Here is a 26,537-nt window from a genome sequence, read left to right on the forward strand (position 1 = left end):
TTTATGACCTCAACACATAAGTCCCGCATCGTTGGACATAAATCTGTGAGTGATGTAGTTGCCTGAACAAGATAATTCTGAGATGAGTCTCTCTCATATGGAGACATCAAGGCTTTCGAGAGATCAGATCCATATAATGCTCATCTCTGGAATGAGTTTTTTCACGGATGCATATGATCTTTTTGTCATAGGCATTGTCCTGCTTATTCTCGAACCTATATTCAATGTCAGTAATGCAGAACTAGGGATACTTGCAAGTATAGCTCTCTTTGGCGCAGTCATAGGGCCGATAATATTCGGATACATCGGAGATAAATTTGGAAGAAAAAATGCATTCTGGATCACTGTAACTCTTCTAATCATCGGAGCTATTGGTTCCGCTCTATCTATCAATCTTTACATGCTCCTGTTCTGGAGATTTCTCCTTGGTGTTGGGATCGGTGGAGATTATCCGCTGAGTTCGACAATCGTTGCAGAGTATGCAAATATCAGGGATCGAGGAAAGCTGATTTCATCGACATTTGCAATGCAAGGCTTTGGGATAATAGCTGGTATAGTCATGGCAGTAGGGCTTTTGAGCTTCCATGTGGCACCGGATATTGTGTGGCGGCTTCTTCTTGGTGTTGGCGCAGTCCCTGTAGCGATAGTCCTGTATTATCGGGTCACACTGAAGGAAACGCCATGGTACAGGCAAAGCATGAGAAACAGGGATAACGCAAATGATTCATACAAAGAAACAACGGACTCAATAAAAAGTGAGAGAAAAGAAAATGGAAAATCCGGTGGATCTGAAAAAGATATCTGGAGTTTTTTGAGAAAACATTGGAAGATTGCTTTTGCAACTTCTGCCACCTGGTTCCTCATGGATTCATCCTATTATGGCACTACAATTTTCACTCCTTACATGACTCGTCTCCTCGGCCTGAAAGGCCTTCTCGCTCCGACGGACGCTACTGCACTTCTGCTGATTGTCGCTTCTGTTCCAGGGTACTGGGTTGCGGTCGCACTCATAGACAGGCAGGGGCGGAAATCAATGCAGTACATAGGGTTTTTGATTACGGGTGCGGCCTTCCTCACACTTGCTTTATTGGGAGCCAGGATACTTGCAGTCTCAACATTAATGTTCTTTGCCGTTTATGCAATGACGTTTTTCTTCACGAATTATGGCGCAAATACAACGACTTATGTCTATCCTGTAGAGCTTTATCCGACAGCTTTCCGTGCCAGAGGGCATGGAATTGCATCTATGAGCGGAAAGCTCGGTGCTGCAATATCGGCGCTTCTTTTCCCCATACTCCTTGTGGACATAGGCAAGTTTAACCTTATCGGAATGCTCGGTGTATTCTCAATTGCAGGTTTTGCAATAACTCTGGCTCTGTTGCCTGAAACAAAGAGGAGATCTCTCGCACTCACATCAGGCGAGATCGAGCTTGGACTGGTTACAACCACACTGGCGGACGAGTTCGAAAATCTCCTTGACTACATAGAAAAAGCATCGCGGTCAATGAACGAAATCTTGAAAGAGCAAAGCATAGAGGATCCGGAAGCGCTGTTCAAGAAGATAAAAAATTATGAGCATAATGCTGATAGATATGTTCATGATATTCTTGATTACATTGTGAATATACGGTCAAATACCATAGCGTACATGGACATATCGCACCTTGCGAAGAGGCTCGATGACATAATAGACACTGAGGAGATGGCAAGCTCAAGGATATTCCTTTACGAGATAAACAAAAGCGATTCTTACATAAGGGATCTCTCAAACACCATACTTGATGAGGTGAGATTTGTACGTGAGGCAGTGAATAAACTCAATGATCTGCAGGATGCCAACACAGAAGCGGTATTGGAAATACGCGAACAAATCATGGGGCTTTACAAGGAATGCTCCAGAAGCGAAAACATTGCTGACGACATATTGCGAAGGGCCCTTAAGACAGTAATGCACAGAAAAGACATTAAGGAGATAATAAAATACAAGGAGATTTATGAAGATCTCGAGGAAGTTACCGATAGGTTTGTGGATGCTATGGATATAATCAGCGACATAACATTGAGATACACTTATAGGAATCGAAAGTTGTGAAAATAACGCGGTTTCCTATATATTCTATATTCTAAAGTTTTATCCTTGACTAGGACTTAATCTTTAAGTATGGAAGAAAAGGAAACGAATAATCCTCCGTTCTTGATTTCTGTTCTTAGAAAAATCTTGGAGACGCTCTGCTAAAATGACACTGTTTTCTTCAATAAGTCTTTTTTTATATAGTCTTGGTACTTTGTTTATCGGTGTCAAACATAGTTTTCTCATAATTGCTTCAGAATTTTCTTATTTGTTTGGAGTCCCTAGGTGTGGTCTTTTTTTCTTCTCTGCCTTTGCTCTTAAAAGCAGAACAGCAACATTGCTCTTAGGCGTAGAGACAACGGGAAAGTCCCTTGAGGAGCTTTCAAGGTGATCTAATGATCAGATTTCTTGGAACGTGGTCCTCTCATCTTTCTGCAGGAAAGAGGAATTCTTCAATCCTGCTCGATGAGAAGATATTGTTTGATTGTGGGCCGCATACTGTTGAGTCGCTCTTTGATAATAAGGTTCCGCTGGCAAACATAGAGACCGTCTTGATTTCGCACATGCATCTTGATCATTATGCCGGGCTCGCCGAACTTCTCTGGTTAAGGGCCATAAATAAGATCAGAGATCAGATGGTTGTGATAGGTCCAGAAGGTATAGAGAAGAGCACTAATGAAATACTTAGACTGGTGAACACCCCTGACTCGTTTGATGTGTCCGTGAAATTTGTGGAAAACAAGGACTATGATGGGATTCTATTAGCGAGAGCAAATCACATAATCCCTGATAATTCTTACAGAGTCGAATCAGGAGGCAAGTCATTAGTTTACACCGGAGATACAACATATTCCACTTCTGTCGCGGAACTAGCAGAACGATCAGATTACCTCCTGCATGAATGCACTTATCCGGATCACATGGCCGATGTGGCTGCACGGTGGAAGCATTCTACGGTTTCGGACGCAATACGTGTTCGTGCCGAATCGAGAAGTAGGACCCTTATTCCTATCCACCTTACACAAGAATCTCTAGAACAGCTTACTTCAATGAGAGAGCGCGAAATGATCAGGATTCCATTTGAAGGTAGTACACTAGATTTTTGACCTGAAACCACATTACTGATCCATGAAGAAAGTTGCCATTACTCTTGGTGATCCTGCCGGGATAGGTACAGAAATAACCCTGAAAGCTTTGAAAAAATTAGATAGGGATGGCATTCAATTTTTCCTTATCGGCGACATTTCGAATCTTGGGAAAACATGGAGTAGTATCCGCGTTGATCTAAATGACAATGTTGAACTTATCGATGCTGGAAGCAGCGACGCACTGCTGAAAGGTCCATCAGAATCAGGCGGGTTGGTGTCGATACATGCCATTGAACTCGCTACGAATATGGCACTGAAGGGCGAGATTGACGCAGTAGTAACTGCGCCTATAAGCAAGGAATCTCTTCGATTGGCAGGCTCAAAGGACATCGACCACACACAATTATTTTCTAGGCTATCTGGCGAAAGGCATGTTTCAACGGTATTTGAGACGAAAAATTTGAGAATTTTGTTTCTCACGAAACATGCTCCACTCCTGCAAGCGTTGAGGACCATAACCGTCGAAACAGTAATCAATGGCATAGAAAGTTCCTACATCGCGCTCAGATTGCTTGGTATAGAAGGCAAAAGGATTGGGGTTGCTGCCATCAATCCGCATGCCGGAGAAAATGGATTGCTTGGAAGCGAGGAACTTACGATAATAAGACCTGCGGTGGATGCTTTAAAAGAGAAGTATGAAGTCTCAGGACCATTTCCCGCGGACAGCGTGTTTTACCAGGCCGCAGAGGGAAAATTTGACATAGTGTTGTCGATGTACCATGACCAGGGCCATATCGCTGCTAAGATGCTTGATTTTCATGAGACGGTCAGCTTGAATACAGGCCTACCATTCCTGAGAACCTCGGTGGACCATGGAACGGCGTTCGATATAGCCGGCCATGGTATCGCAAATGAAAGCAGCATGATCAGCGCAATATACAAAGCCACAAAATATTGTACATTATACAGGCAGAATTTTATGGAACTGAAACACATCGGTATATTATAGTCGTAGTTTCATTAAGGAATCTAAACTATGGTGTCATGCTCCGAAGGGATCCTTATGAAATTTACAAGATTGAATGGATTCTTTAGTAGATTATCGACTAAGGATGGTGTTCTCGGTGTTCTCATTTTCCACCCAGCTTCTTTTTTCATGGCAATCATCTCTTGAAGGATGTAGCCATGTATTCTTGATAGCCCGTATCTTGACGAAGATGAAACCATGACCAGGAAATTGAAACGAACTCTCTTTAATAACAATGTCCTCGCCGATCTGATTATGACCGTGTAGAGAAGCGGTGTTTCTTCGTCCATCTCTGAGAATTCAAGGAGATTTCTTGCAAATCTTGGGTAGTATTCTTCACGGTCTTTTCTGAAGTTTCTTAAGTTTGCAAGCACAAAACGATTTGAGAAATTGTTAAAATCAACATCTGCGTCTTCTGTTATTGCATCATAGAGCCTGTAGAAGAAGAACCTCATCCTGTTTAGATCTTCAAGAGATGTGCTTGTTATGAAAAATCTCGTGGTGTTTCCATTGCACAGTGCATGAAACCTGTTTTCCTCGTTTACCTTCGGAATCAGGAGTTCGGCTTTTTCCTTGTATAACATTAGGTCAGTTTTCACTCTGTCCTTGGTGAATACGAGTTCGTTTGTTCTCTCCATCTTAGTTATAGAATTGTGAAATATTTTATAATACTTGTTCAATGACCCGCAATGGATAATGAAGAATTTTTTGACAATTATTTTTCCTACAGAAACCTAGATACTGTGGATCTTAGGCTTAGCAGGGATATTGTGAGTTATGTGTCGTCGGCAACATTTAAAACAAAGAAAATGCAGACAGAGAGCTCAGTTATCATACGGCAGATCAGCACCCATGGAATTGTAAAGAAATTCAGTGATCCGGGTGCCAGTTATTCCGACGCAAAACTCAACCCTTCAGGAACAAAAATAGCTATCGTGCAGAAGAAAGGAAAATCGGATTACCTGGTGATTCACCACCTGGAAACTCACAGGGAAGAAAAACTTGCGGTTGAAACTAGCATCCATTCAATTGAATGGAAAGACGATGAATCATTGATACTTTTGATGTCAGATCCTATGGCAAAAGATAAGCTGGAAAGAAGAGCACTGGGAGACGATCCAATTTTTTTCGATAAAGAGGATCCATTCTGGTCACTGTATTTATACAATCCTTCCGACGGTATAGGAAAGATTACCTCCGATTTGCAGATTTGGGAATTCAATGTTTTAAGAAATACTATAGTGGCTGTCGGTTCGGACAATCCCACCGAAAGCTCATGGTACGAAGCAAAGCTCTATACCCTTAATATTTCTGACGGCGAGCGAACTCTTCTTTACGATCCAGGAAGGCGGCAGATAGCAAGGCCACGAATTTCCCCAGACGGGAAGAACATAGCTTTCCTCGAATCATTATGGAGCGATCGCGGTGTTAATTCTGGTGACATAATTGTAACCAATCTATCATCTAATAGTAGCTCCAATGTAACGAAAGGAATGGAAAAAAGCTACTCAGATCTCTCTTGGGGTAAAGATGGCAGAATTTACGCGCTCTGGACAATGGAGTTGAATTTCGGAGTATCTGTGTTTGATGGAAGGTGGACCGACATATGGAAGGCACCTGGCACGGTGTATCCCTTGGGATCTCCAGAGTTCTCTCTTTCCGAAGATCATTTGGCATTTGTTTTCTCCGATGATTTGCTACCTCAGGAAGTAATTCTTCTCTCACTGAGCGGATCTACCGATACAATAAGCTCCGATAATATGGGCATGAAAGAAAATCTAAAAAAATATCCATACGAAATTCTCAAATGGAAAGCAGATGATGGATTAGAGATATACGGACTCCTGAGGAGCCTGGGGCCAGATAAACCACTCGTAGTTGATGTTCATGGCGGGCCAACATCATTTTCCGGATTGGTATTCCTTAGCAGAAATAACTTGTATCTTGATAATGGCTTCTCCGTCTTTTCCCCGAACTACAGAGGGAGTATCGGGAAAGGGAGGAAGTATGCCGAATCGAACATCGGGGATCTTGGTGGGAAAGACTTTCAGGACATACTGTCGGGGATTCAATTCCTCAGAACAACAGGTCGGCTGAAATCTAATAACATTTTCATAACTGGCGGATCATATGGAGGATTCATGAGCGCATGGGCCATCACGCAGACGGACATTTTCAAGGCAAGTGTTTCACTCTTCGGCATAAGCGACTGGTTGAGTTTCCACGGGACTTCAAATCTTTCGACGTGGGATCGACTTCACATGGATGACGATCCTTACTCCCACAAACTTTATGAGAAATTCTCTCCAATAAATTATGTTGACAAAGTCAGGGCACCGATACTTCTGATGCACGGAGAGATGGATAAATATGTCCCGGTAGGACAGTACATACAGTTCTATAGGGCTCTAAAGGATCAGGGAAAAGATGCTGAGTTAATAATATTCCCGAGAGAAGGCCATGGCTTCAAGGAGAAGCTGCATCAGGAAACCTATCTTAAGAAAGCTGTTGAGTGGTTTGTGAAACATTCATCATGATTTTTTGGAAATTCCTCTCTGCTCCAGTATTTCTGCAGTTGCCTTGGTAACAGCCTCATCACTTGTGAATTTGTTCTTCCATCCCATACCTTCAAGTTTTTTAATGTCGAGCTGTGCAACTTTGACGTCCCCCTTCCATCCTCTTCCGTCCACGCCGCCGGTGAACACATATTTTACATTGTGAAGCCCCATCTGGGAAGTTACTGTGTCAGCTATTGTCCTAACTGAGGTTACGCCACTGTTTCCCAGATTTACAACGTCTGTCTTCTTGATCTTGCTGTGTACATAGATCATTGAACCCACGCAGTCATCTACGTGCATATACGATTTTCTTTGCGTGCCATCTCCAAGGATTTCCAGCTCCTTCTTGTTGGCCATCAGCTTGTTGATAAAATCATGGATAACGCCGTGAGTTGAATTTCTCCCGACTATGTTCGCAAAACGGAAAATGCTTCCTCTTATTCCATAATAATGCGAGTATGCAAATATGAAGCCCTCACCAGACATCTTGGAGGCGCCATAACTTGATATCGGCATATATGGGCCGTAATCTTCCGGTGTAGGCAGCACGTCTGTTTCACCATAAACTGTTGAGCTTGATGAAAACATGATCTCAGGAATTTCCTTTCTCCTCATGAATTCCAATACGTTGAAAGTGCCTTGAGTGTTGCTTTTGAAATCTATTGACGGATCTATTGAACCATTTCGGACATCAGAATTTGCTGCCAGGTGTATAACGAGATCAAAATTTATGGCGTCCTGAATATCAAATATGGAGTTTATGTCGTCCTTGATGAACTTGAAGTTTCTGTTGCCTTCAAACTCTTCAATGTACCTTCTATCAACTCCCGAAAGATCATCCAGAACGGTGACCTCATTGTTCGGAAGCAGTCTTCTTACCATATTGGACCCAATAAAGCCAGCCCCACCAGTTATCAGTATCTTCTTGTTTTCCACGGAAAAGTTAGAAACCATAATGGAAGATTATCACCCTAATGTAAATAAGTTTCTCCTAGCACTTCGGGTACTTTTCTTTTCCGGCTAGATTCGGCTGCTACGAAATATTTTTGTAAAAAATCAAGTTACACATTGAATTTAAATTCTAAAGGCCTTTTGATGAACAACAAAACAATCATAGCGCTGAGATCGTTCATTGTTGCAGTTGGAGCAACTGCAGCTTCAGCGTTTGTCGGGGTTTATGGTGCATTCCTTGGAGCTTCCCCTGCAGAAATGGGCTGGCTTCAGTCCGCTGCAAACTCTGTTGGAAACGGAGCTCAGCTGTTCTGGGGGAGAATGAGCGATAGATTCGGTGTGAGAAAATTCTTTCTGGTGGTCGGCGGAGCGATACTTGCCCTTCTGTGGTTTCTAATGGGAGTTGTAAAAACACCAGTTGAGCTGATTATCGCATATGGCGGAATATCCTTTTTCGGTTCCATGATCACAGTAAATTGGTTCTCGTTGATTGCCGAGCAGGCTGAATCATCCTCCAGAGGAAAATTTCTATCTATAGTGAACAATCTCGCATCAGTTGGAACAATCATTTCCCTACTCTTAATGTCCATTTTCTTCACTGGCAAGGTTACAAGTGAAATCAGGATACCTTTCTTTGTCGCTGCAGTATCATACCTGATCTCTATCATAGTTGTTGCACTTATAAGGGAGAAAAAGCACTCTTCGGTCTCGAAAAAAAGCCTACTAGAAACCATGAAAACCTTGAAGGGGGAGAAACTGTTCTACAGATATTTCCTGGCCATGAACATCCAGGGCTATTTCTGGTCCATGGCCTGGCCCCTTTTCCCATTAACGATCGTGGATCTGATGCACTTTAACCTTTCTGAGATTGCTTACCTTACTGTTGCTGCATCTGCGACAACTGTGTTTTTCCAATTCATGGTTGGAAGGATAACGGACAAAATCAATCGACCTCCACTTATATTCCTCAACCGAGTAATGCTCAGTCTGATTCCAATATTCTATGCATTCTTTCACAACTTCCAGGAGTTCATAATACTTGAACTCTACAGTGGAGGACTTAGTGCCCTTCAAAACGTAGTCATGAATTCCTACTTGCTTGATATAATTCCCGTTGACAGGAGGGGCGAATTCATATCCATCCTAAACGGATTCAACGGCTTAGTTTACCTGTTTGGTGCTCTAACGGGGGGTTATCTGCTCCAGGCGTTCATATCTTTCATGCCTCTGGGTATATCGCTAACGATTGCTTATTTGATTATATTTTCGGGTAGATTCCTTTCCTCTTTCCTCTTCTACAGACTCAAAGAACCACAGGATAGAGGGAAGGGACCACTCTCGCTATTTCAATTGATTCTACGGCAAAAACCGGCTGGGAGTCCGTCAGGTGGAACAATTAAAGTACGATGAATTAACAACCATTAAAGGGCCATATTGACAAATACGGCATCAATTGCTTTATTCTCACAGCTTTTTCTGATTCAGGAAGTTCTCGACCTTTTCAAGCAAATCTTTCTGCGTTAGATATCGGAGTTCCTTCATTGCGGTTTTGTAATCAAGCCACTTGAATCCGATATGTTCGCTGGAAATTCTGGGCTTAGACCCGTTATTCGCTTCTCCAACGAATACTATGACTTTTTTATTTACTGTGACGCCGTTTGACTTGAAATGGTAGTTTATCATTTCTCTGAAGCCAGGCATAGGTTCTATTTCTAGACCAGATTCTTCCCTGGTTTCTCTTTTTGCAGCGGTTATTTCGCTTTCGCCTTTTTCAATATGCCCTTTGGGAAAGTCCAAATAATCTTCGCCTTTTTTAAGGAAAAGATACTCCCTTTTATCATTAACCTCGCGAAAGACAAGTATTCCACTGCTTACTTCGTTCCTCATATGATAATTAATGACTTAACTTGTAATAAACAATTGCTAGGTTATATTCGATTCTTGAAAATATTGTTGTGGCATTATATATATCGCAATAATTTTATTCCTACATTTTCTGACTCAGGCTGATACCTCCTCCAGCGTCATCCGTGTAGCTTTTGCCCCACCAACTATTACGAGTATACCTGCAATAAGTCCAGTGACCGCTATGAATTCAAAACCAATAGAAAACGAATATGTTGCCACAAGAAATGGGAGAAATAATGCACCGAAAGCTCCGCCAAGGTGCCCAATCCCGTCAGTTAAAGCAAATCCAGAACTCCTTGCTCTCGTTGGATAATTCTCAGCAGTGTACGTGTAAGCAACCTGCAGGTACATGCCTAAAGCCAGTGATGCCATGAACGATCCAACGAACACAGCATCAGTAGTTTTTAGTGAGAAGATTATCAATCCCACAAACCATACAACAGTATCAACGAATATTATGTATTTCCTCTCAAACTTATCAGCTACGGCAATCATAATGGCTGCACCAACGGGATATCCGACAGCTCCGACCGCGAGAAACAGGATAGATGAAGCGATAGTGAATCCCGCACTGGATAGCATGGTAGCAGCATCGCCTAGAAACGCATAATTACCGATGTACCAGAAGAACCAAACAAAGACTAATAGTGCAAGTCGGCTTGAATATGGTTTCTTAAACAGATATAGGGTTGGGTACTTTTGTTTTTCGATTACAACATCGCTCAAGACAGGTTCAGGCAACTTTTTGACCTTTTTCAATGCAGTCCTTTCCATCAATTCAAGAACTTTTCTTGCCTTTGGGATATCTTTCTTCTTTGTTGCCAGCCACCTTGGTGATTCCGGAAGTTCGAACCTCAGAATAAGAGCCACAAAGGCGATTATGGCACCTATACCGAAAAGCCATCTCCATCCAGTATAGAACACAGGAACGAGTGAAAGTCCCACAAATGGCGTTATAGATTGACCGAGAATCCCAACAAGGAATGCCCAAACAGTTATTTTTCCCCTTATTGCTGGGGGTGCAAACTCGCTTATGTAAGTTGAAACTAAGTTAAGATCTGCTCCAAGGCCAAGCCCAGTTATGAATCTAAAGATAGTCAGTTCTGGCACGTTGACAGAAATAGCATCCCCGAATGAACCCAGCGCTGTCAGGCCCATGGTCAGAATCATGGAGCGATACCTTCCAAAAAGATCAGCTGTGCTTCCTATTATGTAGGAACCGATTCCGTACCCGATCAGGCCCACAGAGAGCGCTATGAAAAGACTCATGGACGTGCCTATGTGGAACTGGGCAGAAATGGCAGGCATTGCTAGTCCTATATCTGATATGTCATAGAATGTGAAAAAAATACCCCAATCCCAATATTGCAAGGAAAGAAGCAGGGAGCGACCAAACTGGGATTCTGTTGACTCTGGCAATTATATCCTTAATTTCGTCATCTTCACTTTGCATGCTGAAAGGGACGCGAGATTTCTATATGAATATATTGACTGATATATTAGCCTACTATAGTTTAAAGAATAAAACTAACATCTTTTTTTACGCAGGCTTATCGCATACTATCTGAAGAAAAGCCATGGGACTTTAGATAAATTGAATTGATTCGTTTAGGATATTACTAATGGAAATTAATTATTAAAAAAAAGTTAAATAGTGATACGTCTTAACGTGCTAGAAAGTATCATGGATGGACAAAAGAGTGATATAACAGTAATAAAAGAGGCAAGTACTATTGGAGGGTTGTTGAAGGTAGTCATACCTGTCGCTCTTGGAATGTTCCTTGTTGGTTTTGACGCTAACCTTTTCTTCTTTGGTGGGACGTTTATTGTCAGTGCCATACATCTCAGCCCGAATTCGATTTACATTGGAATTGCTGGCTCAGGATTTGCAGCTGGAATAGCGATATTCAGCGTGATTGGTGGGTACATCTTCGACAAGATTACAACAAGGGATGGCATTCTTATTTCCTTGGCAATAATATCTCTTTTTTCCACACTTACGGGTTTTGTTACTAATAAATACGAATTGGTTGCATACAGATTCTTGGTTGGTTTTGGTACAGGAATGATCCAGCCTGAAATAATTGCATTCCTAGGTGACATTCGGCCTAGAGCAAGGCAGACAGTCATTGCATCTGAAGGGATTGCCTTTGGTCTTGGGCTGTTCGTGTCGCCTTATATCTATTCCCGGTTTTCAACAGTCTCCACGTTTGATATACCATTTATAATCGCTGGTGTGGCAGGAGTGGCCCTGATAGCTACTGTTGTTGCCCTTGTTCCATCAAAGTACAAATTGTACAAAAAACCGAAAGGAAACATCCTGGAGATCCTTAACAGTTCACTGATTCTCATATCCATTTCCTTCCTGTTTTTCGGCATCGCCTTCTTTGCTTTCGAGAGCTATTTCACTCCTTACCTAATCAACTTCGGCTTCACTGAAACTGAAGCTACTTTCATATACTCTTTCTTTGGTCTTGCATACCTGATCCTAGTTCTGCCAGGAGGAATCCTTGGAGACAGAGTGATGAGGAAACTTGTCCTGATTATTTCGGGGTCAGTCCTTGTGGTGAGCTCTCTTATACTATTCCTAAAGACCCCGATAGTGCTGACGGCGGCCATAGGCACAATACTCTTCGGTGCGGGGTACGGTATTTATTCCAACACTGCAGCATTTGCACAGGAAACTGTTGAAGACCAATGGAGAGGGTCAGCAGTTGGATTCATGTTTCTTATATTCAATGTTGGAACAATTATCGGATCAAGCCTGATGGGAGCTATGATAAAAATAGTCGGTTACTATTTAGCTGGAATTTACGTACTCATAATTCCACTTGTGCTTTGCCTGTTGTTCATTGTGGCCACTCCAAGGCCCTCCCATAACCTTTCGGAGGTTTCTGGTACGTCTGAAGAAGCATAACAAAAATTCTCTCACGTTTTTTAATTAACTTTCAGAATACAAAATGTTTATCTCTCTCGTATTGAATACTACCTGAATAAAAGTTGAGTGCTTGATTCAGGTGATACAGAAAAATGATTCATAATCGCAGGACATCAGCAGAGAAAATATTTTCACGTGTAACCGGCAAAGACGTAACGGCGGGAGACTTTGTTTGGGCAAGTCCCGATCTGGTCTATCTTCACGATGTCCTTGGGCCAATGACAATTGAGAGTATGAAGCGGATAGACAATGGGAATGTGAGATTTGCTGGGCAGATCGTTGTAGTTAATGATCACATTTTCCCACCAAAGGATGTTGCCAGTTCAAACAACGAGAAAAATCTTGTCGAATTTGCAAAAAATAGAGGCTGGACAGTTATCCCATGGGGTGAAGGGATCGAGCACACCCTCCTGATTGAGAATGGGATTATTCTACCCGGGATGCTTGTTGCGGGAACAGATTCTCATACTGTTACTGCTGGCGCGGTTGGCGCAATGGGTATCGGTCTCGGTTCTACAGATATGGCCGCACTCATTTCAATCGGTAAATTGTGGTTCAAAGTTCCAGAAACTATTCTAGTTAGAGTGCATGGTAAAAGGGGTAAGTTCGTAACCGGAAAAGATGTAGTTTTAAAAATTCTATCTATCCTCGGGACAAACGGGGCAAATTACAAATCAATAGAGGTAAGGCTTGATAAGGAATGCGACATGTCCCAGGACGACAACCTCGCCATAGCGAACATGACCGTTGAGGCTGGAGCGAAGACATCCATTATCATGAACGAGGCTCTACACAATCTCGGCGCTGATGTTATTTCTGATTACGGATCGGATTACGAAGAACTGGATCTAGGAATGGAAGGAATGGTTCCACTTATTGCAGCACCGTATTCACCTGGTAACGTAAAGCCAGTTGTGGACTATGAGGGAACAGATGTCGATCAGGTTTACATTGGAAACTGTTCAAACGGCACACTCTCAGACATGAGAGAAACAGCAAAAATTTTAAAGGGGAATCGTGTGAAAAGCGGAGTTAAATTGATTATTGTTCCTGCTACAAGGAACATTTATAAACATGCTCTAGAAGAAGGTCTTATAGGAATCTTCGTGGAATCAGGTGCAACGGTCGCTCCTCCAACTTGTGGAGCGTGTGCAGGTTTGCATATGGGCGTCTTGGCGAAAGATGAAGTATGCATAACGAACATAAACAGGAATTTTAGGGGGAGAATGGGCGATCCCACCAGTAAGGTATATATTGCAAATTCTTATGTTGCTGCGGCAAGTGCAATTTCAGGCAAGATAACTGTACCGGGTGAGTGAAATGGCAAGAATATTTCTGTTTGGAAATAACATTGATACAGACGTTATTGCGCCTGGCGGCTACTTGCATTTGCCTCTAGAGTCGCAAAAGGTTCACTGCTTTGAATCCATTTACCCGAACTTTTCGAAGCAGGTAAAAAGGGACGATATCATAATAGCTGGGGAAAACTTTGGATCAGGATCATCTCGGGAACAGGCCCCAGCCCTGCTCAGGGAAATAGGAATAGGCGGGGTATTTGCAAAAAGTTTTTCGAGGCTTTTCTTCAGAAACGCTATTAATGTTGGGCTATTCGTAGGTACATATAATTTCGATACGTTATTCAGTGATTGTGACGAGGTAACAGTATCATTCGAGGACGAGGAAATCCGTTCGCAGAATTCGGTGTTGCATTTCACCTCGCCGTCTGGTATACCAAGGGATATACTGATGGCTGGAGGTATGATCAACTTCGCTAAAAAAGTGATACAAAATGGAAGTGTGAATCGGGATAAGTTAACAGAATAAAAAAGTGTTAAAAATTAGGAAAGGTCCTAATTTGCAATCTGCTCAACAAATCTCCTTGTGCTTTTTGGACCCAGCAGTATTAGAACTAGGGAAACTATGACAACCAGAATCCACACAAACGTGAATATGCCAGGTGCGTTTTTGGCGCCTATGAAAAATACAATAAACAGGACAAGAATTGTTGTTGAGATCCTGCTTATAGAATAGACGAACCCGGCTGCTGTGGTTCTGACCCTTGTAGGGAAGATCTCTGCGTTATATTGATGCATGAAGTTCGAGAAGTTCCACAGCATGAAAGCTGTTAGGAATCCAAAGATGACTGCTTCATCTAGCCCATGAATTATAGCAAAGAATGTTCCGAAAACTCCACCAAGGATGGCGAACATTATAATACCCCACTTTCTTTCTATTTTGTCTATAATGAAAATATTGAACACGCTTCCTACCAGGAAACCAGAGAATATCACCGCTGCAGCTCCTAATGGATCGCTCTTGGGATACGCTACTACGACCAATCCTGGGGCAAACGTGACGAATCCATAAAATATGCCAGACTGGAAAAACATAAAAATCGCCATCATTATAGTGGTCTTTCTCACGTCCTTTGCAAATATGTCCTTATATTTAGAAACCTGAATCGGGGTCTCAAGAGTGTCCGTAACAGGTGGGAGTTCTTTTAACCCGGTACTCTTCTTTACCTCATCTTCTATCTTGTCCATCATCTTTTCGGCTTCTTTCATCTTTCCATGATTCGCCAGCCATCTCGGGGATTCCTTTAATCTGAATCTTACCAACCAGACAATTATCCCTGATATCCCCATGATCCAGAGTGGTATCCTGAAAGAGTAATATGGGATACTGGCGGTCAGTGATGTGATGTATATTATCAAGGGTGCAGATGTAACCGCTATGGTATAGATCAGGGCAAGCCACGCTCCCCTGTTTTTTCCAGTGAAAACTTCAGTTCCATAACTGTCTACCAGTGGGAACTCCCCTCCAACTCCTATACCGCCTATCAATACGAATATTGCAACAAGTTGCCAATCGGTCATGAATCCGGCAATAATCATTCCAAGACCGAATAACAATTGATTGATCAGGAACACTGCCCTTCTTCCTCTGGTATCTGCAAGCCTTCCGAATAGAATGGAACCTATGAACTCGCCAACAAAGAAGAATGCCGGAAGTGCATATGTGGACAAATCTCCGGTTAAGGCAAAAGCTGTTGCAACAAGCCCAAGAATAGCTCCATTTCCAAGCAACATTAAGCTCTCAGCCCACTCTCCGCTTGTAAGCATAAGAGCAAATTTTACATGAAAACTGCTACGCGGTAATCGTTCTAGCCTTCCTGCAATATTTTCAGGATCGTACCTAGGGTCTACCATATTAAGATGCACTAGTTAGAAATATTTAAAGTTACCTTGTAACAGGTTAAAGTTTTACTCAGAATATTTTGACCGTTGAGACATTTATTTTCCCACTGATAAAATTGCCAACGAAAAAGTTAGGCGAGGCTGTGTTACAGCAATGAATAATTAATTTCCCAAGAACTTCTGTAAAATCTTCCTCTCTCCATTTCTCAGGTGATACAGCACGCTGGTCTTAGAAGCGCCCACGGAATTTGATATCTTTGAAAGCTGTGCTGTCCTTGGCCACGAGTAATAGCCGGCAGAATAGGCAATTCTAAGAATCTTCCATTCCACAGGGGTAATATTAGCCAAAGGGTAATAGTGTAATATATTGAAAGAACTCAACAGAATGTTTTCATCATTTATTCGATCGTAATTCATTGTCTCGATCTTGTTGCCAGACTTTAAGACATTCTTTTCCACTGTTTCAATGCCTTCCAGATCCTTGACAACGTATCCGAAGTTTTCGGTCCCATTTTTTGCTATCACGGGCATTAACAATAATCCACTCCCTTCCGATATGGCTGAGATCATCCCATGACCTTTCTTTTCTCCGTATATGAAAACAGCTCTCTTCATTTTTGAAATATGGATATCAAGAAAATCCTTGGATAAATCATGCCTCATGGAATCCTTGTTCTTATCATCACTGAAGGCAAATACCATATTTTTCCCATTTGATCTGTGGTTTACAGAAGTTGTTATTATACTGCTTTCAGAAGAATCTGCAGCTAGTGTCAAACCGCACTGGCTTACAATTGTTAGGTTAACCAGGAGCATAGTACTCTAATGGAAGCAACAAATAAAGATTTTCTATATTTTATATATTTTAATTCGTCATTTGCCGATGTAATTCAAAGTAAAGTACTTATTTTTCTTAGATGATCAATTTTTTCCTGTGAGTAACCTAATGACTTAAGCACGGCATCAGTGTCCGCCCCTAAATCTGGTACCATGCCAGTATATTCATTTCCGTATACTGGAGTCGCAGGTACTCTTAGTATTTTCCCATCGTAATCAACTCTGACAAACTTGTCCTTTGCCTGATCGTCTTCCAGAAGCTCCCATGGTTTCTTAAGCATGGAGAAAACGATGTTGTTTTTTTCAAGAACTTCTATGACGTCTGAAGAATTGAGGCGCTTGATATTTTCAGCTATCCTTGGTATCAGAGTATCTCTGTTGAGGTATCTGCCATCATTGTGTTCGTAAATCCTTTCGGCGCAAAACCCCATGTTAAAGGAAAGGCAGAACTTCTTCCACTGATTATCTGTTGTTACCGCGATAAATATCTTTTTCCCATCCTTTGTATTAAAAAAGTCATAAATTCCCCAAGCAAACCCACTCTCATTAATAGGATCGAGCTCTTTTCCTAGCATCTCTTCGGTCACGATGTGCTGCCCAACAAGGAACATAGCAGTTTCGAATAAACCGATTTCTATCTTTTTTGCTTCGTCACTTCCCCCCCTCTTAGAAAGAGCATCTAGAGCACCTACAACTCCAAATAGGGCAGAAGAGATGTCAACAACTGAGGCACCGACCCTAAGCGGGCGGTTCTTCAGGCCGTTCATGAAGGCCATACCACTATGCACTTCTATGGGGTAGTCAAGGGATTTTCTGTTCTGAAGCGGACCAGGGCCGTATCCATGTATTGATACGTAAATCAGATTATGCCGTATTTTTTTAAGATCCTTGAAGCCGAGTCCGAGAGAATCCATGGTACCGTTGCTAAGGTTGTCTATCAAGATATCCGAAGTCCTAACGATATCCTTGAACGCCTCCTTTCCCTCAGGCATCTTCAGATCTATAGCCACACTTTTTTTGTTCCTATTGAACGTTGGAAAAGCACCCTTACTTGATCCTTCTAACTTTCGAGCTATGTCTCCACCGTCAGGGTTTTCTATTTTTATTACCTCGTGCCCAAGATCTGCAAGAATTAGGCCTGCAGTTGGTCCAGCTACAATGTGACCAACTTCAATTACTCTTACCGTAAATGTCACCCCACATCTTTTTAAGTTCAATCAATGAGATCGGCTTCCCAGATTCAACGGATCTCCCCTTTGCAAGATCCATTAGTACCTTGAGTTTTCCCTCATCCACGGCAAGACCCTCTGACCTCAATATATTCTTTAACATGTTACGTCCCGTGTATACGTTAACCGAAAAGTTTTTTCCCACAAAAACATCGCCAAATGCTGCATGTGTGCCAGCGGTGTGGATCTTTACATTTTTTCCATACATCGGGAAATTGTCAGCAAAAAAACCTATTCCGATCTTTTCCACAATTAACGCTTTTAAATAATCATAGACGGCCATAAGCTTAGGCATTATTATACCTGTTGGAACATTCATTGAAGATAGAATTGAAACCAGTGAGGCCGTGTCTGATATGCCGTTTCTTTCACCTATTCCAAATATAGTTGTATCAACATGATCCGCTCCTGCCTCGATCCCGGCCAGTGCATTTGCTATCGAGCTCCCAGAGTCGTTGTGACAGTGAACTTCAATCTCTGCATCCGTTATTCCTCTTACGAAATTAACAACCCTCCGTATCTTTTCCGGTGTTCCCTTTCCCATGGTATCTGGTAACTGTATTACGTCTGCACCGTTTTCCCTAAGCCCCCTAACAAGCTTTTCAATGTCTTCCAGAGAAAAATCTATAACGTCTACAATTGCAACTTCTACTTTTTTCCCGCTGTTAGAGGCGTACTTAACGGCATCATATACGCTACTTATGTCGTCGATCTTGAATGGAAGATGCAGGGCTATATTTGCCCCTGTACGGAGAATTGTGTCAACATCTCCTCTGGTTGTACGACCAAGGGCAAACACTTCGTTAAATATGTTCTGTTCAACAATTTTTTTTGTTACAGCAACCTCACTTTCGTGCGCCGAAGGGTATGAAACAAGCGCGCTCTTAATTCCAGCCTCCTTCAGAAGCGACGCCAATTTTAGTTTCTCTTCAATTGTGAAAGCCATTCCAGGGGCCTGTAAGCCTTCCCTGAGGGTATCATCTTTAATCATTGCAGGAATAACAACGCATAGGATTATTTGAAGTAGGCATATAATGTGTTAAAGTTTTACGGTCCGCCAGCATCCATCAGTAACGCAAGGACATCAATATTTTTAGCTGCTGTTTTTCTAAAGATCTCACTCACAGAGATTTCACTAAGTTCGATACCAGAAAGGCACTCCATAAAGCTTTCAAATGCAGTCTCTCTACTCTCCATGATTGTCTTGGTCAATAAGTGTGAAAGCCTGTCCTCCTCCGTTAATCTCTTCTCAATTCGGCCTTCATACTTTCTGATTTTGCTGTTATTTTCTGTTCCCTGGCTTTCCACAATGAAATCAGCAGCAGCCATTGCTGTGGAGAATGCTTCATTGTACGATGTGAAAAAGAAGTGGTTGAAAAGTCCAGAAGCTAATCCTATGTTGAGGAATCTTCCGTTTCCGTAATCGATGTTTTGCAACGCCATAATTTTTTCACTCCCAGAGGTTACGCTATTTTCATAAAGTTCGCTTCTCTCTTTAACCATATCCACTGAGTCAACCGAAACATAGTTGATCCATTTTTTCGCTACGGGCATCTGATATTCTATTATCCTTGGATCGCCGGTACCCACGTGAATAGTGGGCTTTTGATTTTCTGTAGAATAGGCCTCTCTCTTGTACATGAAGTAAAAGTTGTCGAATTCTGCTGCATTGTGATAGCCGCTATTCAGTAGCAATGGTTTTATTCCACCTGTGGCATTTATAACATAATCCGCCTGTATGTTTCGGTACTTTCCCATCTTCAAGACGTGTAGGCCGTAACCATCTTTTTCCTTCAGGATATCTTTGACCTCTGATCTTATCTCAATTGCTGCTCCTTCTTCAACTGCAAGACTTGCCAGTTCCTTCTGGAATCTATCTCCAGCTATGACAGCATTGAAAACATCTTTTTCTGGCGTAGAATGCATGTAAAACGATGCCCCAGATTTATCAGAAGCAAAAGTTATTTCATTAATGTGGTCAAGTAATATGTTATCTGCGTTTACTCCTGTTTCCGTTAGCAACCTTGAATTTATGAGATCTGAGCACATGTCGGGAGCACCGATCTCAATTCTTTTGTCAAGCACAATCACTTTCAGGCCGTTTTCACTCAGCTTCCTAGCGGCTAAAGTGCCGGATGGGCCACCACCTATAATGGCAACATCGTATCTGGAATTTCCATTCTCTCCCATGTGTAGGTCCTGATTGATAGTTTCATTAAAAGCATGACTGTTCGACTCTAAAACAAAAGAAGCGGTATTACGCTTAAATCTTTTTCAAATATTTGTAGCGTTCGGGGCTAAATGGAATGTTCATAAAGGTTGGTGTTGACGTAAGGTTATCATCGGCAAATTTTAAATAAAATCTCGGATACGTGAGAGGACATTAATATGAAAGACAGCTATGATTACGATATTGTGGTCGCTGGCGGGGGACTATCAGGTACCGTTGCAGCGGCAATGGCAGCTAAAGCTGGTTTGAAGGTAATAATTCTTGACAGGAATGATCAAGATAATGTGGGCCGAAAGACAATTTCCGGGTGGATATGTGGAGATGCTGTGGCCGGTTCTCATATAGATTATATAACAAGGAAGCTCGGGGTTTCTTTCGGAAAACCTGAACTGGACAGGGAAGTCGACGGCGTCTATGCCATATCACCAGATCTCTCCACTCGCTTCAAGTTTGATGGCGTTGGATATACCCTTGATAGGCCAGAGTTCGAAACTAAGCTTTTGAACATAGCTCTTAAAGCCGGTGCTGATTACAAACCCCAGTTCGAAGTAGACGGCCCATTAATTGAATCAAACAGGATCGTTGGCGTGTATGGGCGAGACAAGGATAAAAACGAGATTAAGTTTCACTCAAAGGTAGTCATCGATGCCTTAGGTGTATCGACTGTCATCAGGAGGAAACTTCCAGAAAATCCATATGTCGATAGAACCGTAGATATAGACGATCTGGAGTATACTGGCCGTTACATCTATGAATTCGAGCTTGATCATACAGATCTGAGTTACTACGATCCGGATAACGCTCTGATCCACTTAAACAACGAAATTGCACCTGGAGGTTATGGCTGGGTCTTTCCTAAGAGCGACAACAAGATCAACATAGGTCTAGGCGTCCAGAAAACAAGCCTGGAGATAAGAAACAAAGCTATGGGGCGCTCTGACAATCTTCAGAGCCTTATTGATCAGTACGTGAAATGGAATCCAGTATTCAAGAACCTGAAATTGTTCAACAAGAACAACAACGGTAAGGGAAACTGGTCCGTTGCCGTTAGAAGGCAGATGGAATCGCTTGTCTACGAAGGTTATCTCGGTGCCGGGGACAGCATGGTAATGCCCAACCCTATAAGCGCAGGCGGTATAGGCCCTGCACTCATTTCAGGGGTTCTGGCTGGAGAGAATGCAGCTCTCGCTGTAGAGAGCAGAGATACAAGCGTAAAAGCAATGTGGAAATATAACCTTGAGTTCAATGAAGCATATGGAAAGAAAACCGCTGGAATGGAGATATTCAGGATATACCTGCAGTCTCTTAACAACAAGGTCCTCAACTATGGAATGAATAAGTTTCTTACTACAAAGGAAGCTTCTGACATAACACTGGGTCTTGTTCCCGAACTTAGTCTTGCATCAAAGTTCAAGTTTGTCCTCAAGGGAGCAAGCAACATTAATGCTTTCAGAAACCTTGTTTTCGTCATGTCAAAAATGAAGGAAATGAACGCCATATACGAGAACTACCCGAAGAGTCCTGATGAGTTTATATCCTTTAAAAGCAGGGTAAAAGAAAACATAGAGGACGCGAAGACCAGGTTCAAGCCTAACCCCGTTTAGTCCCGCTATAATATTCACAATATTTGTTTATCCTGCATTTTTTGCATAACGGATGCACTGGCTTGCAAATAGTTTTTCCGAATTCCACCATTGTAGGGTTGAACCCAATCCACATTTTTTTTGGCACTATCTTTTCGAGAATACGTTCGGTTTCCTCTGGGTCAGATGATCTTGACCACCCTACTCTGACGCTTATTCTCTGAACATGAGTGTCTACGGCTATGGCCGGAATTGACATGGAGTCCGAGAGAACAACATTTGCGGTCTTCCTGCCCACTCCCGGTATCCTGGTCATGTCTTCAAGGTTTTTCGGAACCTTTCCTCCAAATTCATTTACAATTAAGCGTGCAGCATTTATTATTCTCCCCGATTTAACATTGCTGAATCCGACTCTTGCTATCAGTTCCTTTACGTCATTGACATCTGCACTGCTCAGGTTTTCTGCAGTTCTGTATTTGTTGTAGAGGCCCCTTGCAGCGGCATCTGTAACCTCATCCTTCGTCCTGTGCGAAAGCATTGTTGTGATAAGAACCCAGAATGGATCTCTGAATTCAAAATGATGAGGTGGACTCATCTTTCTTATTTCCTTGTATATTCGTGGAAACGTTTCAATTGCTTTTTTCCTGTTCAATGTTCCAGTAGCTCCTTATTTCTCTGCTCTTCGTAGCAACACTGCTCGCCCCGATGAGGGTCGTCGTTGCAAGTTTTATGTTTGTTATCAACGGTATCCCGTATTTCACCGACAGCCTCCTTATCTGGTTTCCATCCCGGATAGGACCAGAGCGAAGCGATGGCGTATTTATCACGATATCAGGCTTATGCTCCAGGATGAAATCTTCAACGTTTGGCTGGCGTAAATCCTCCATCTTATAGACCACATCGCAATTAACACCATTTTCCATCAAGACTTTTCTTGTTCCGGGTGTGGCGAAGATCTGGATGCCAATATTTGAAAACTCTTTTCCGATATTCACGATCTGATCCTTATCCTCGTCTCTAACTGATATGAGCGCAACAGAATTTCCATGTAGCGATATCTTGTGGAATTTTAGGTATTTTGCAACAGCCTCTTCAAGGGTTTTTCCGGGAAGCATGGCTTCCCCTGTGGATTTCATCTCCGGACCTAGGACAGCATCAACGTCAAGGAATCTGTTGAAAGGAAATGCCGGAATCTTAACAAAGTATCCATGGTTGTTCTTATCTATTCTTCTTATTTTTCCCTCCATTATTGCGTAATATGCCTCATTGACCCAGTCTATGTCTGTCGCTTTGCATACAAAGGGTACAGATCGGCTCGCTCTGGCGTTCAGCTCTATGATCATAATTTCGCCATACTTAACTGCCAGTTGCAGGTTTGAAAGTCCAGTCAGATCGTACTCCCTGGAAAGCATGTCTACAATCTTCTGAATGCGCTTTACAAGTTTTGCATCCGGTATCCTCGGCCCCATCAGCATCGTTGCATCCCCGGAATGTGTACCTGCTTCCTCAACATGAATCAAAATTCCACATATTACCGATTTTCTTCCGTTCGAGATAAAATCAACGTCGATCTCCGTGGCGTTTTCTATATACTTGCTTATGAGTATGTGGGAATCTGGTTTATCTTCAAACAAGTTGGCGAGCCTTTCGTGAAGGATTTCCCTATCCGTGATTATGTCCATTGCCCTTCCGCCTATGATAAAGCTGCTCCTGACAATAACGGGTAACTCTATGTTTTGAGATACTTCGACGGCTTCCTGCATGTGGTTAACTATTATGAAATCAGGCTGTTTCAGTCCAAAAAATTTCAAGTTCCTTGAGAATTTCGTTCTGTCCTCGATCTTCTCAATATTCTCTGGAGACGTGCCAAGAAAAATATCTGGACCGAATATATCCTGCAGTGGCATAGCCATGTTCTGTCCCGTCTGACCTGAAAACTGCACAATAATCCTGCATGGGCTTTCTCTCCGTACTATATTTGACACATGTTCGATCGTCAATGGCTCAAAGTAGAGCGTGTCTGATATGTCAAAGTCAGTTGAAACTGTTTCTGGGTTGCTGTTTATCATCACCGCCCTGTAGCCATGTTTCTTTAGTGAAGCTATCATCTTTACGGAGACATAATCAAACTCCAAGCCCTGCGATATCCTGTTTGGTCCGGATCCGATTATTAGCACGGTTCCTTTTTTGTCTGCCGGGGGTGGGAACTCGTCCTGCTGATCGTATGTAGAATAGAAGTAAGGCGTCTTTGCCTCAAACTCACCGGAACATGTATCTATGGCCTTATAGACTGGAAGAATGCCCCCATCGAATCTTTTCTTCACGAGATCGGTCTCAGATATGCCAGTGAATACAGATATTACAGAATCCGGGATTCCAAGTTTCTTGATCTCCAGGAGGTCGGAAGGAATGAAACCACGTTTCATTCTTGAAATTCTATCGGTGAGATTCCTAAGCTTTTCTATGAAATAAGAATCTATTCTTGAAAGTTTTGCGATCCTCTCCGGATCCATATTATGGAGCAGCGCCTCGATTATGGCATAAATTCTAAGGTCCGATGGTTGGGACAATAAAAACTCAAGATCATGCTCGTGGTTCGATAGAAGGATGCGGCCGGATTCGGGTGTGTCGAGGGAAGCGATAGCTTTCATGAACGCTTCTTCGAACGTCCTTCCAATGCCCATAACCTCGCCTATGGATTTCATCTGTACGCCTATCGTCCTGTCAGTGGAAAACTTGTCGAATGGCCATCTTGGAATCTTTACAGTAACATAATCAAGCGACGGCTCAAACGCAGCATATGTCGACCTTGTTATCGGATTGATGATTTCATTAAGGTTATAACCAATCGCAATCTTTGTTGCTATACGTGCGATTGGGTATCCGCTTGCCTTGGATGCAAGAGCGGATGATCTGGAAGTCCTCGGGTTGACCTCTATAACGTAGTATTTATTGAGGTCTTGATCGAGTGCGAACTGGACATTGCATGCGCCCCTTATGCCTATAGCTGAAACTATTTTTATGGACGCGTCTCTGAGCATCTGGTAGTCCATGTCGCTCAATGTCTGAGAAGGCGTAACAACAACACTCTCACCCGTATGAACGCCCATCGGATCGAGGTTTTCCATGTTGCAAACGATCACGCAATTGCCTTCATTATCCCTTACTACCTCGTATTCAATCTCCTTGAGCCCCTCTATGGATTCTTCCAGTTCGAGTTCCTCTTCAGGGTGCGCATAGAAAAAGTCAGAGCATAATCTCATTAATTGATCCTTGTCTCTGACGATAAGTCCTCCTGATCCGCCAAGTGAAAACGAGGTTCTTACAATAGCGGGAATGAATTTTAGTTCTTCAACCCCGGATTTAAAAGAATCTTTGCTGAGTCTGACGGAAGAAGTGATAGGCTCTCCTATTCTGTTCATCAGGTCATGAAAACTTCTCCTATCCTCAGCGATCTCTATGGATCTTATCGACGTGCCCAGAACTCTTATCCCGTGGCTATCTAAAACATGTTTCTTGTCCAGTTCTATGGCGAGATTTAATGCAGTCTGGCCACCCATGGTTGGAAGGATCGCGTCGACATGCTCAGCCTCTATTATATCCAAGACAGAATCAACATTTATCGGTTCTATGTAAACGCGATCCGCTATCTCATGGTCGGTCTGAATGGTTGCAGGATTAGAGTTGAGGAGAACGACTTTGACCCCCTCCTCCTTCAGTGAAAGGCATGCCTGCGATCCAGAATAGTCGAATTCTGCTGCCTGGCCAATGATGACCGGGCCGGAACCCAGGACCAGGACGGTTTTTATGCTCCTGTCAATCGGCATGCCGCTTTGCTACCTCCTTTTGAATAAATTCAAAGAAAACCCTCGCGTCATGCGGTCCGGGAGAAGCCTCAGGATGGTATTGAATTGAATATATGGGCAAAAATGCGTGCTTCAGGCCTTCAACGGTACCATCATTTACATCCTTCTGCGTGACCTGTAGCCCCGTGGATTTCATGGATGCTTCATCCACTGCATAGCCATGATTGTGTGTCGTTATCAGAATCTTGTTCCCGGCGGACACAGCATGGTTTGATCCTCTGTGTCCAAACTTCATCTTCACAGTCTTCGCGCCAAAGGCAAGTGAAATGAGTTGGTGCCCTAAGCAGACACCAAATATTGGTACCGTTCCTGATTTATCCTTTATAAATTCTACCACATTCCTCAGGGATTCGTGGCTTGGGTCACCTGGGCCGTTGGATATGAAGACAGCATCGTAATTCCACTCAAGTTCAGAAAAGTTATAATTGTATGGTACAACATAGAGATCTGCAATTTTAGAAATCTCGTTCAGGAGGCTTTTCTTTGTCCCAACGTCTATGTAGAGAATCTTATACTTTGAATCCGTGTTGACACCGTAAGCCTTCTTGCATGAAACTTTTGACACAACATCTTCCGCCATCGGGTCTTCGAACTCTCTTTTTAGTTCCGGATAGGATGTTATGTACGCTCTTTCTACACCCCTGTCTCGAATTCTTCGGACAAGGGCTCTGGTGTCGATCATGTCTATCCCTGGCACATGATTCCTTATGAGGTAATCATTGAATGAATCCCAACCTACCCCGGATTTTAGAATTGCATGGGCATCCTTTGTTACGAGGCCAGATACTTGAGCCTCGGAGCTTTCCTCTCTTCCATGTTCAAGGGGGTAATTTCCTATAGTTGGAGATGCAAAAATGAGTATCTGATTCCTGTATGATGGATCCGATAAGGATTCGAGGTAACCAGTCATTGAGGTTGTAAAAACAAGCTCACCGTATCTCTCCCCCGTATATCCATATCCAGTACCTTCAAATATTGATCCATCCTGAAGCACAAGAAAGCGCTTCATGGAATCACATCCATCTGATCAAAGGAAATGGAAGAATAAATGCAC

Annotated in this window: 21 protein-coding genes; 9 read left to right on the forward strand and 12 right to left on the reverse strand. The window is 42.6% G+C overall.

Annotated elements, in window-relative coordinates; genetic code table 11:
- The first annotated feature begins 97 nt into the window (after positions 1–97).
- The 3 genes from LVQ96_06350 (at position 98) to LVQ96_06360 (ending at position 4,168) form a co-directional block, all read left to right on the forward strand.
- Positions 98–2,092: an MFS transporter gene (locus tag LVQ96_06350; GenBank protein MCW6170775.1), complete on the forward strand. Its 1,995-nt coding sequence runs from the start codon at positions 98–100 to the stop codon at positions 2,090–2,092.
- 374 nt (positions 2,093–2,466) lie between these two features.
- Positions 2,467–3,177 (forward strand): MBL fold metallo-hydrolase, encoded by a 711-nt coding sequence (locus LVQ96_06355; protein MCW6170776.1) that lies wholly within the window; start codon positions 2,467–2,469, stop codon positions 3,175–3,177.
- A 22-nt stretch (positions 3,178–3,199) separates the two neighbouring features.
- On the forward strand, positions 3,200–4,168 hold the full coding sequence (locus LVQ96_06360) for a 4-hydroxythreonine-4-phosphate dehydrogenase PdxA (GenBank protein ID MCW6170777.1): 969 nt from the start codon (positions 3,200–3,202) through the stop codon (positions 4,166–4,168).
- 20 nt (positions 4,169–4,188) lie between these two features.
- Here the strand turns inward: LVQ96_06360 and LVQ96_06365 are convergent, their stop codons facing one another.
- Complete coding sequence (locus LVQ96_06365; GenBank protein MCW6170778.1) at positions 4,189–4,824, reverse strand: hypothetical protein; 636 nt, start codon at positions 4,822–4,824, stop codon at positions 4,189–4,191.
- Positions 4,825–4,875: 51 nt separating this feature from the next.
- Here LVQ96_06365 and LVQ96_06370 point away from each other — a divergent pair, with 51 nt between their 5' ends.
- On the forward strand, positions 4,876–6,723 hold the full coding sequence (locus LVQ96_06370) for a S9 family peptidase (GenBank protein ID MCW6170779.1): 1,848 nt from the start codon (positions 4,876–4,878) through the stop codon (positions 6,721–6,723).
- On the opposite strand, the gene LVQ96_06375 is transcribed toward LVQ96_06370, so the two are convergent.
- Positions 6,718–7,698, reverse strand: a complete 981-nt coding sequence (locus LVQ96_06375; protein ID MCW6170780.1) for an NAD-dependent epimerase/dehydratase family protein — start codon at positions 7,696–7,698, stop codon at positions 6,718–6,720. The two genes, LVQ96_06370 and LVQ96_06375, sit on opposite strands and share 6 nt — an antisense overlap.
- Positions 7,699–7,839: 141 nt before the next feature.
- Between LVQ96_06375 and LVQ96_06380 the strand changes: the two genes are divergently transcribed.
- Positions 7,840–9,105, forward strand: a complete 1,266-nt coding sequence (locus LVQ96_06380; protein ID MCW6170781.1) for an MFS transporter — start codon at positions 7,840–7,842, stop codon at positions 9,103–9,105.
- 54 nt (positions 9,106–9,159) lie between these two features.
- On the opposite strand, the gene LVQ96_06385 is transcribed toward LVQ96_06380, so the two are convergent.
- Together LVQ96_06385 and LVQ96_06390 are read right to left on the reverse strand one after the other, a co-directional pair.
- Entirely contained in the window at positions 9,160–9,582 is a 423-nt protein-coding gene (locus LVQ96_06385; GenBank protein ID MCW6170782.1) for an NUDIX domain-containing protein, read from the reverse strand.
- A gap of 114 nt (positions 9,583–9,696) precedes the next feature.
- Entirely contained in the window at positions 9,697–11,022 is a 1,326-nt protein-coding gene (locus LVQ96_06390; protein MCW6170783.1) for an MFS transporter, read from the reverse strand.
- Positions 11,023–11,287: 265 nt separating this feature from the next.
- Here LVQ96_06390 and LVQ96_06395 point away from each other — a divergent pair, with 265 nt between their 5' ends.
- The 3 genes from LVQ96_06395 to LVQ96_06405 all read left to right on the forward strand — a co-directional run bounded on the left by LVQ96_06395 (position 11,288) and on the right by LVQ96_06405 (position 14,365).
- A complete protein-coding gene (locus LVQ96_06395) occupies positions 11,288–12,520 on the forward strand; it encodes an MFS transporter (GenBank protein MCW6170784.1) in 1,233 nt (410 codons plus the stop codon).
- Between the two features lie 113 nt (positions 12,521–12,633).
- The gene (locus LVQ96_06400; protein MCW6170785.1) at positions 12,634–13,860 is read left to right on the forward strand and encodes a 3-isopropylmalate dehydratase large subunit; all 1,227 of its coding nucleotides are present in this window, start codon (positions 12,634–12,636) and stop codon (positions 13,858–13,860) included.
- Position 13,861: 1 nt separating this feature from the next.
- The gene (locus tag LVQ96_06405) at positions 13,862–14,365 is read left to right on the forward strand and encodes a 3-isopropylmalate dehydratase (GenBank protein ID MCW6170786.1); all 504 of its coding nucleotides are present in this window, start codon (positions 13,862–13,864) and stop codon (positions 14,363–14,365) included.
- A 26-nt stretch (positions 14,366–14,391) separates the two neighbouring features.
- On the opposite strand, the gene LVQ96_06410 is transcribed toward LVQ96_06405, so the two are convergent.
- From LVQ96_06410 to LVQ96_06430, 5 genes are all read right to left on the reverse strand, one after another.
- Positions 14,392–15,750 carry an MFS transporter gene (locus LVQ96_06410; GenBank protein ID MCW6170787.1) on the reverse strand — a complete coding sequence of 453 codons (1,359 nt, stop codon included), beginning with the start codon at positions 15,748–15,750 and terminating at the stop codon, positions 14,392–14,394.
- Positions 15,751–15,900: 150 nt separating this feature from the next.
- On the reverse strand, positions 15,901–16,554 hold the full coding sequence (locus tag LVQ96_06415; GenBank protein MCW6170788.1) for a helix-turn-helix domain-containing protein: 654 nt from the start codon (positions 16,552–16,554) through the stop codon (positions 15,901–15,903).
- Positions 16,555–16,628: 74 nt separating this feature from the next.
- The gene (locus tag LVQ96_06420) at positions 16,629–17,771 is read right to left on the reverse strand and encodes a CoA transferase (GenBank protein MCW6170789.1); all 1,143 of its coding nucleotides are present in this window, start codon (positions 17,769–17,771) and stop codon (positions 16,629–16,631) included.
- On the reverse strand, positions 17,746–18,795 hold the full coding sequence (locus LVQ96_06425; GenBank protein MCW6170790.1) for a hypothetical protein: 1,050 nt from the start codon (positions 18,793–18,795) through the stop codon (positions 17,746–17,748). Before LVQ96_06425 ends, LVQ96_06420 begins: the two co-directional genes overlap by 26 nt.
- 56 nt (positions 18,796–18,851) lie before the next feature.
- Positions 18,852–19,994: an NAD(P)/FAD-dependent oxidoreductase gene (locus LVQ96_06430; protein MCW6170791.1), complete on the reverse strand. Its 1,143-nt coding sequence runs from the start codon at positions 19,992–19,994 to the stop codon at positions 18,852–18,854.
- Between the two features lie 198 nt (positions 19,995–20,192).
- On the opposite strand from LVQ96_06430, the gene LVQ96_06435 reads away from it, so the two are divergent.
- Positions 20,193–21,638, forward strand: coding sequence for an FAD-dependent oxidoreductase (locus LVQ96_06435; GenBank protein MCW6170792.1), 1,446 nt, complete (start codon positions 20,193–20,195; stop codon positions 21,636–21,638).
- On the opposite strand, the gene LVQ96_06440 is transcribed toward LVQ96_06435, so the two are convergent.
- From LVQ96_06440 to carA, 3 genes are read right to left on the reverse strand one after another with little or no spacing between them, the layout of a single operon-like run.
- A complete protein-coding gene (locus tag LVQ96_06440; protein ID MCW6170793.1) occupies positions 21,625–22,269 on the reverse strand; it encodes an endonuclease III in 645 nt (214 codons plus the stop codon). The genes LVQ96_06435 and LVQ96_06440 overlap by 14 nt on opposite strands.
- On the reverse strand, positions 22,247–25,444 hold the full coding sequence (carB, locus tag LVQ96_06445; protein ID MCW6170794.1) for a carbamoyl-phosphate synthase (glutamine-hydrolyzing) large subunit: 3,198 nt from the start codon (positions 25,442–25,444) through the stop codon (positions 22,247–22,249). The genes LVQ96_06440 and carB overlap by 23 nt, the downstream gene beginning before the upstream one ends.
- Complete coding sequence (gene carA, locus LVQ96_06450) at positions 25,434–26,492, reverse strand: glutamine-hydrolyzing carbamoyl-phosphate synthase small subunit (protein ID MCW6170795.1); 1,059 nt, start codon at positions 26,490–26,492, stop codon at positions 25,434–25,436. The genes carB and carA overlap by 11 nt, the downstream gene beginning before the upstream one ends.
- Positions 26,493–26,537: the final 45 nt, after the last annotated feature.

Source organism: Thermoplasmatales archaeon (genome assembly GCA_026127925.1).
Classification (GTDB): Archaea; Thermoplasmatota; Thermoplasmata; order Thermoplasmatales; family Thermoplasmataceae; genus JAKAYB01.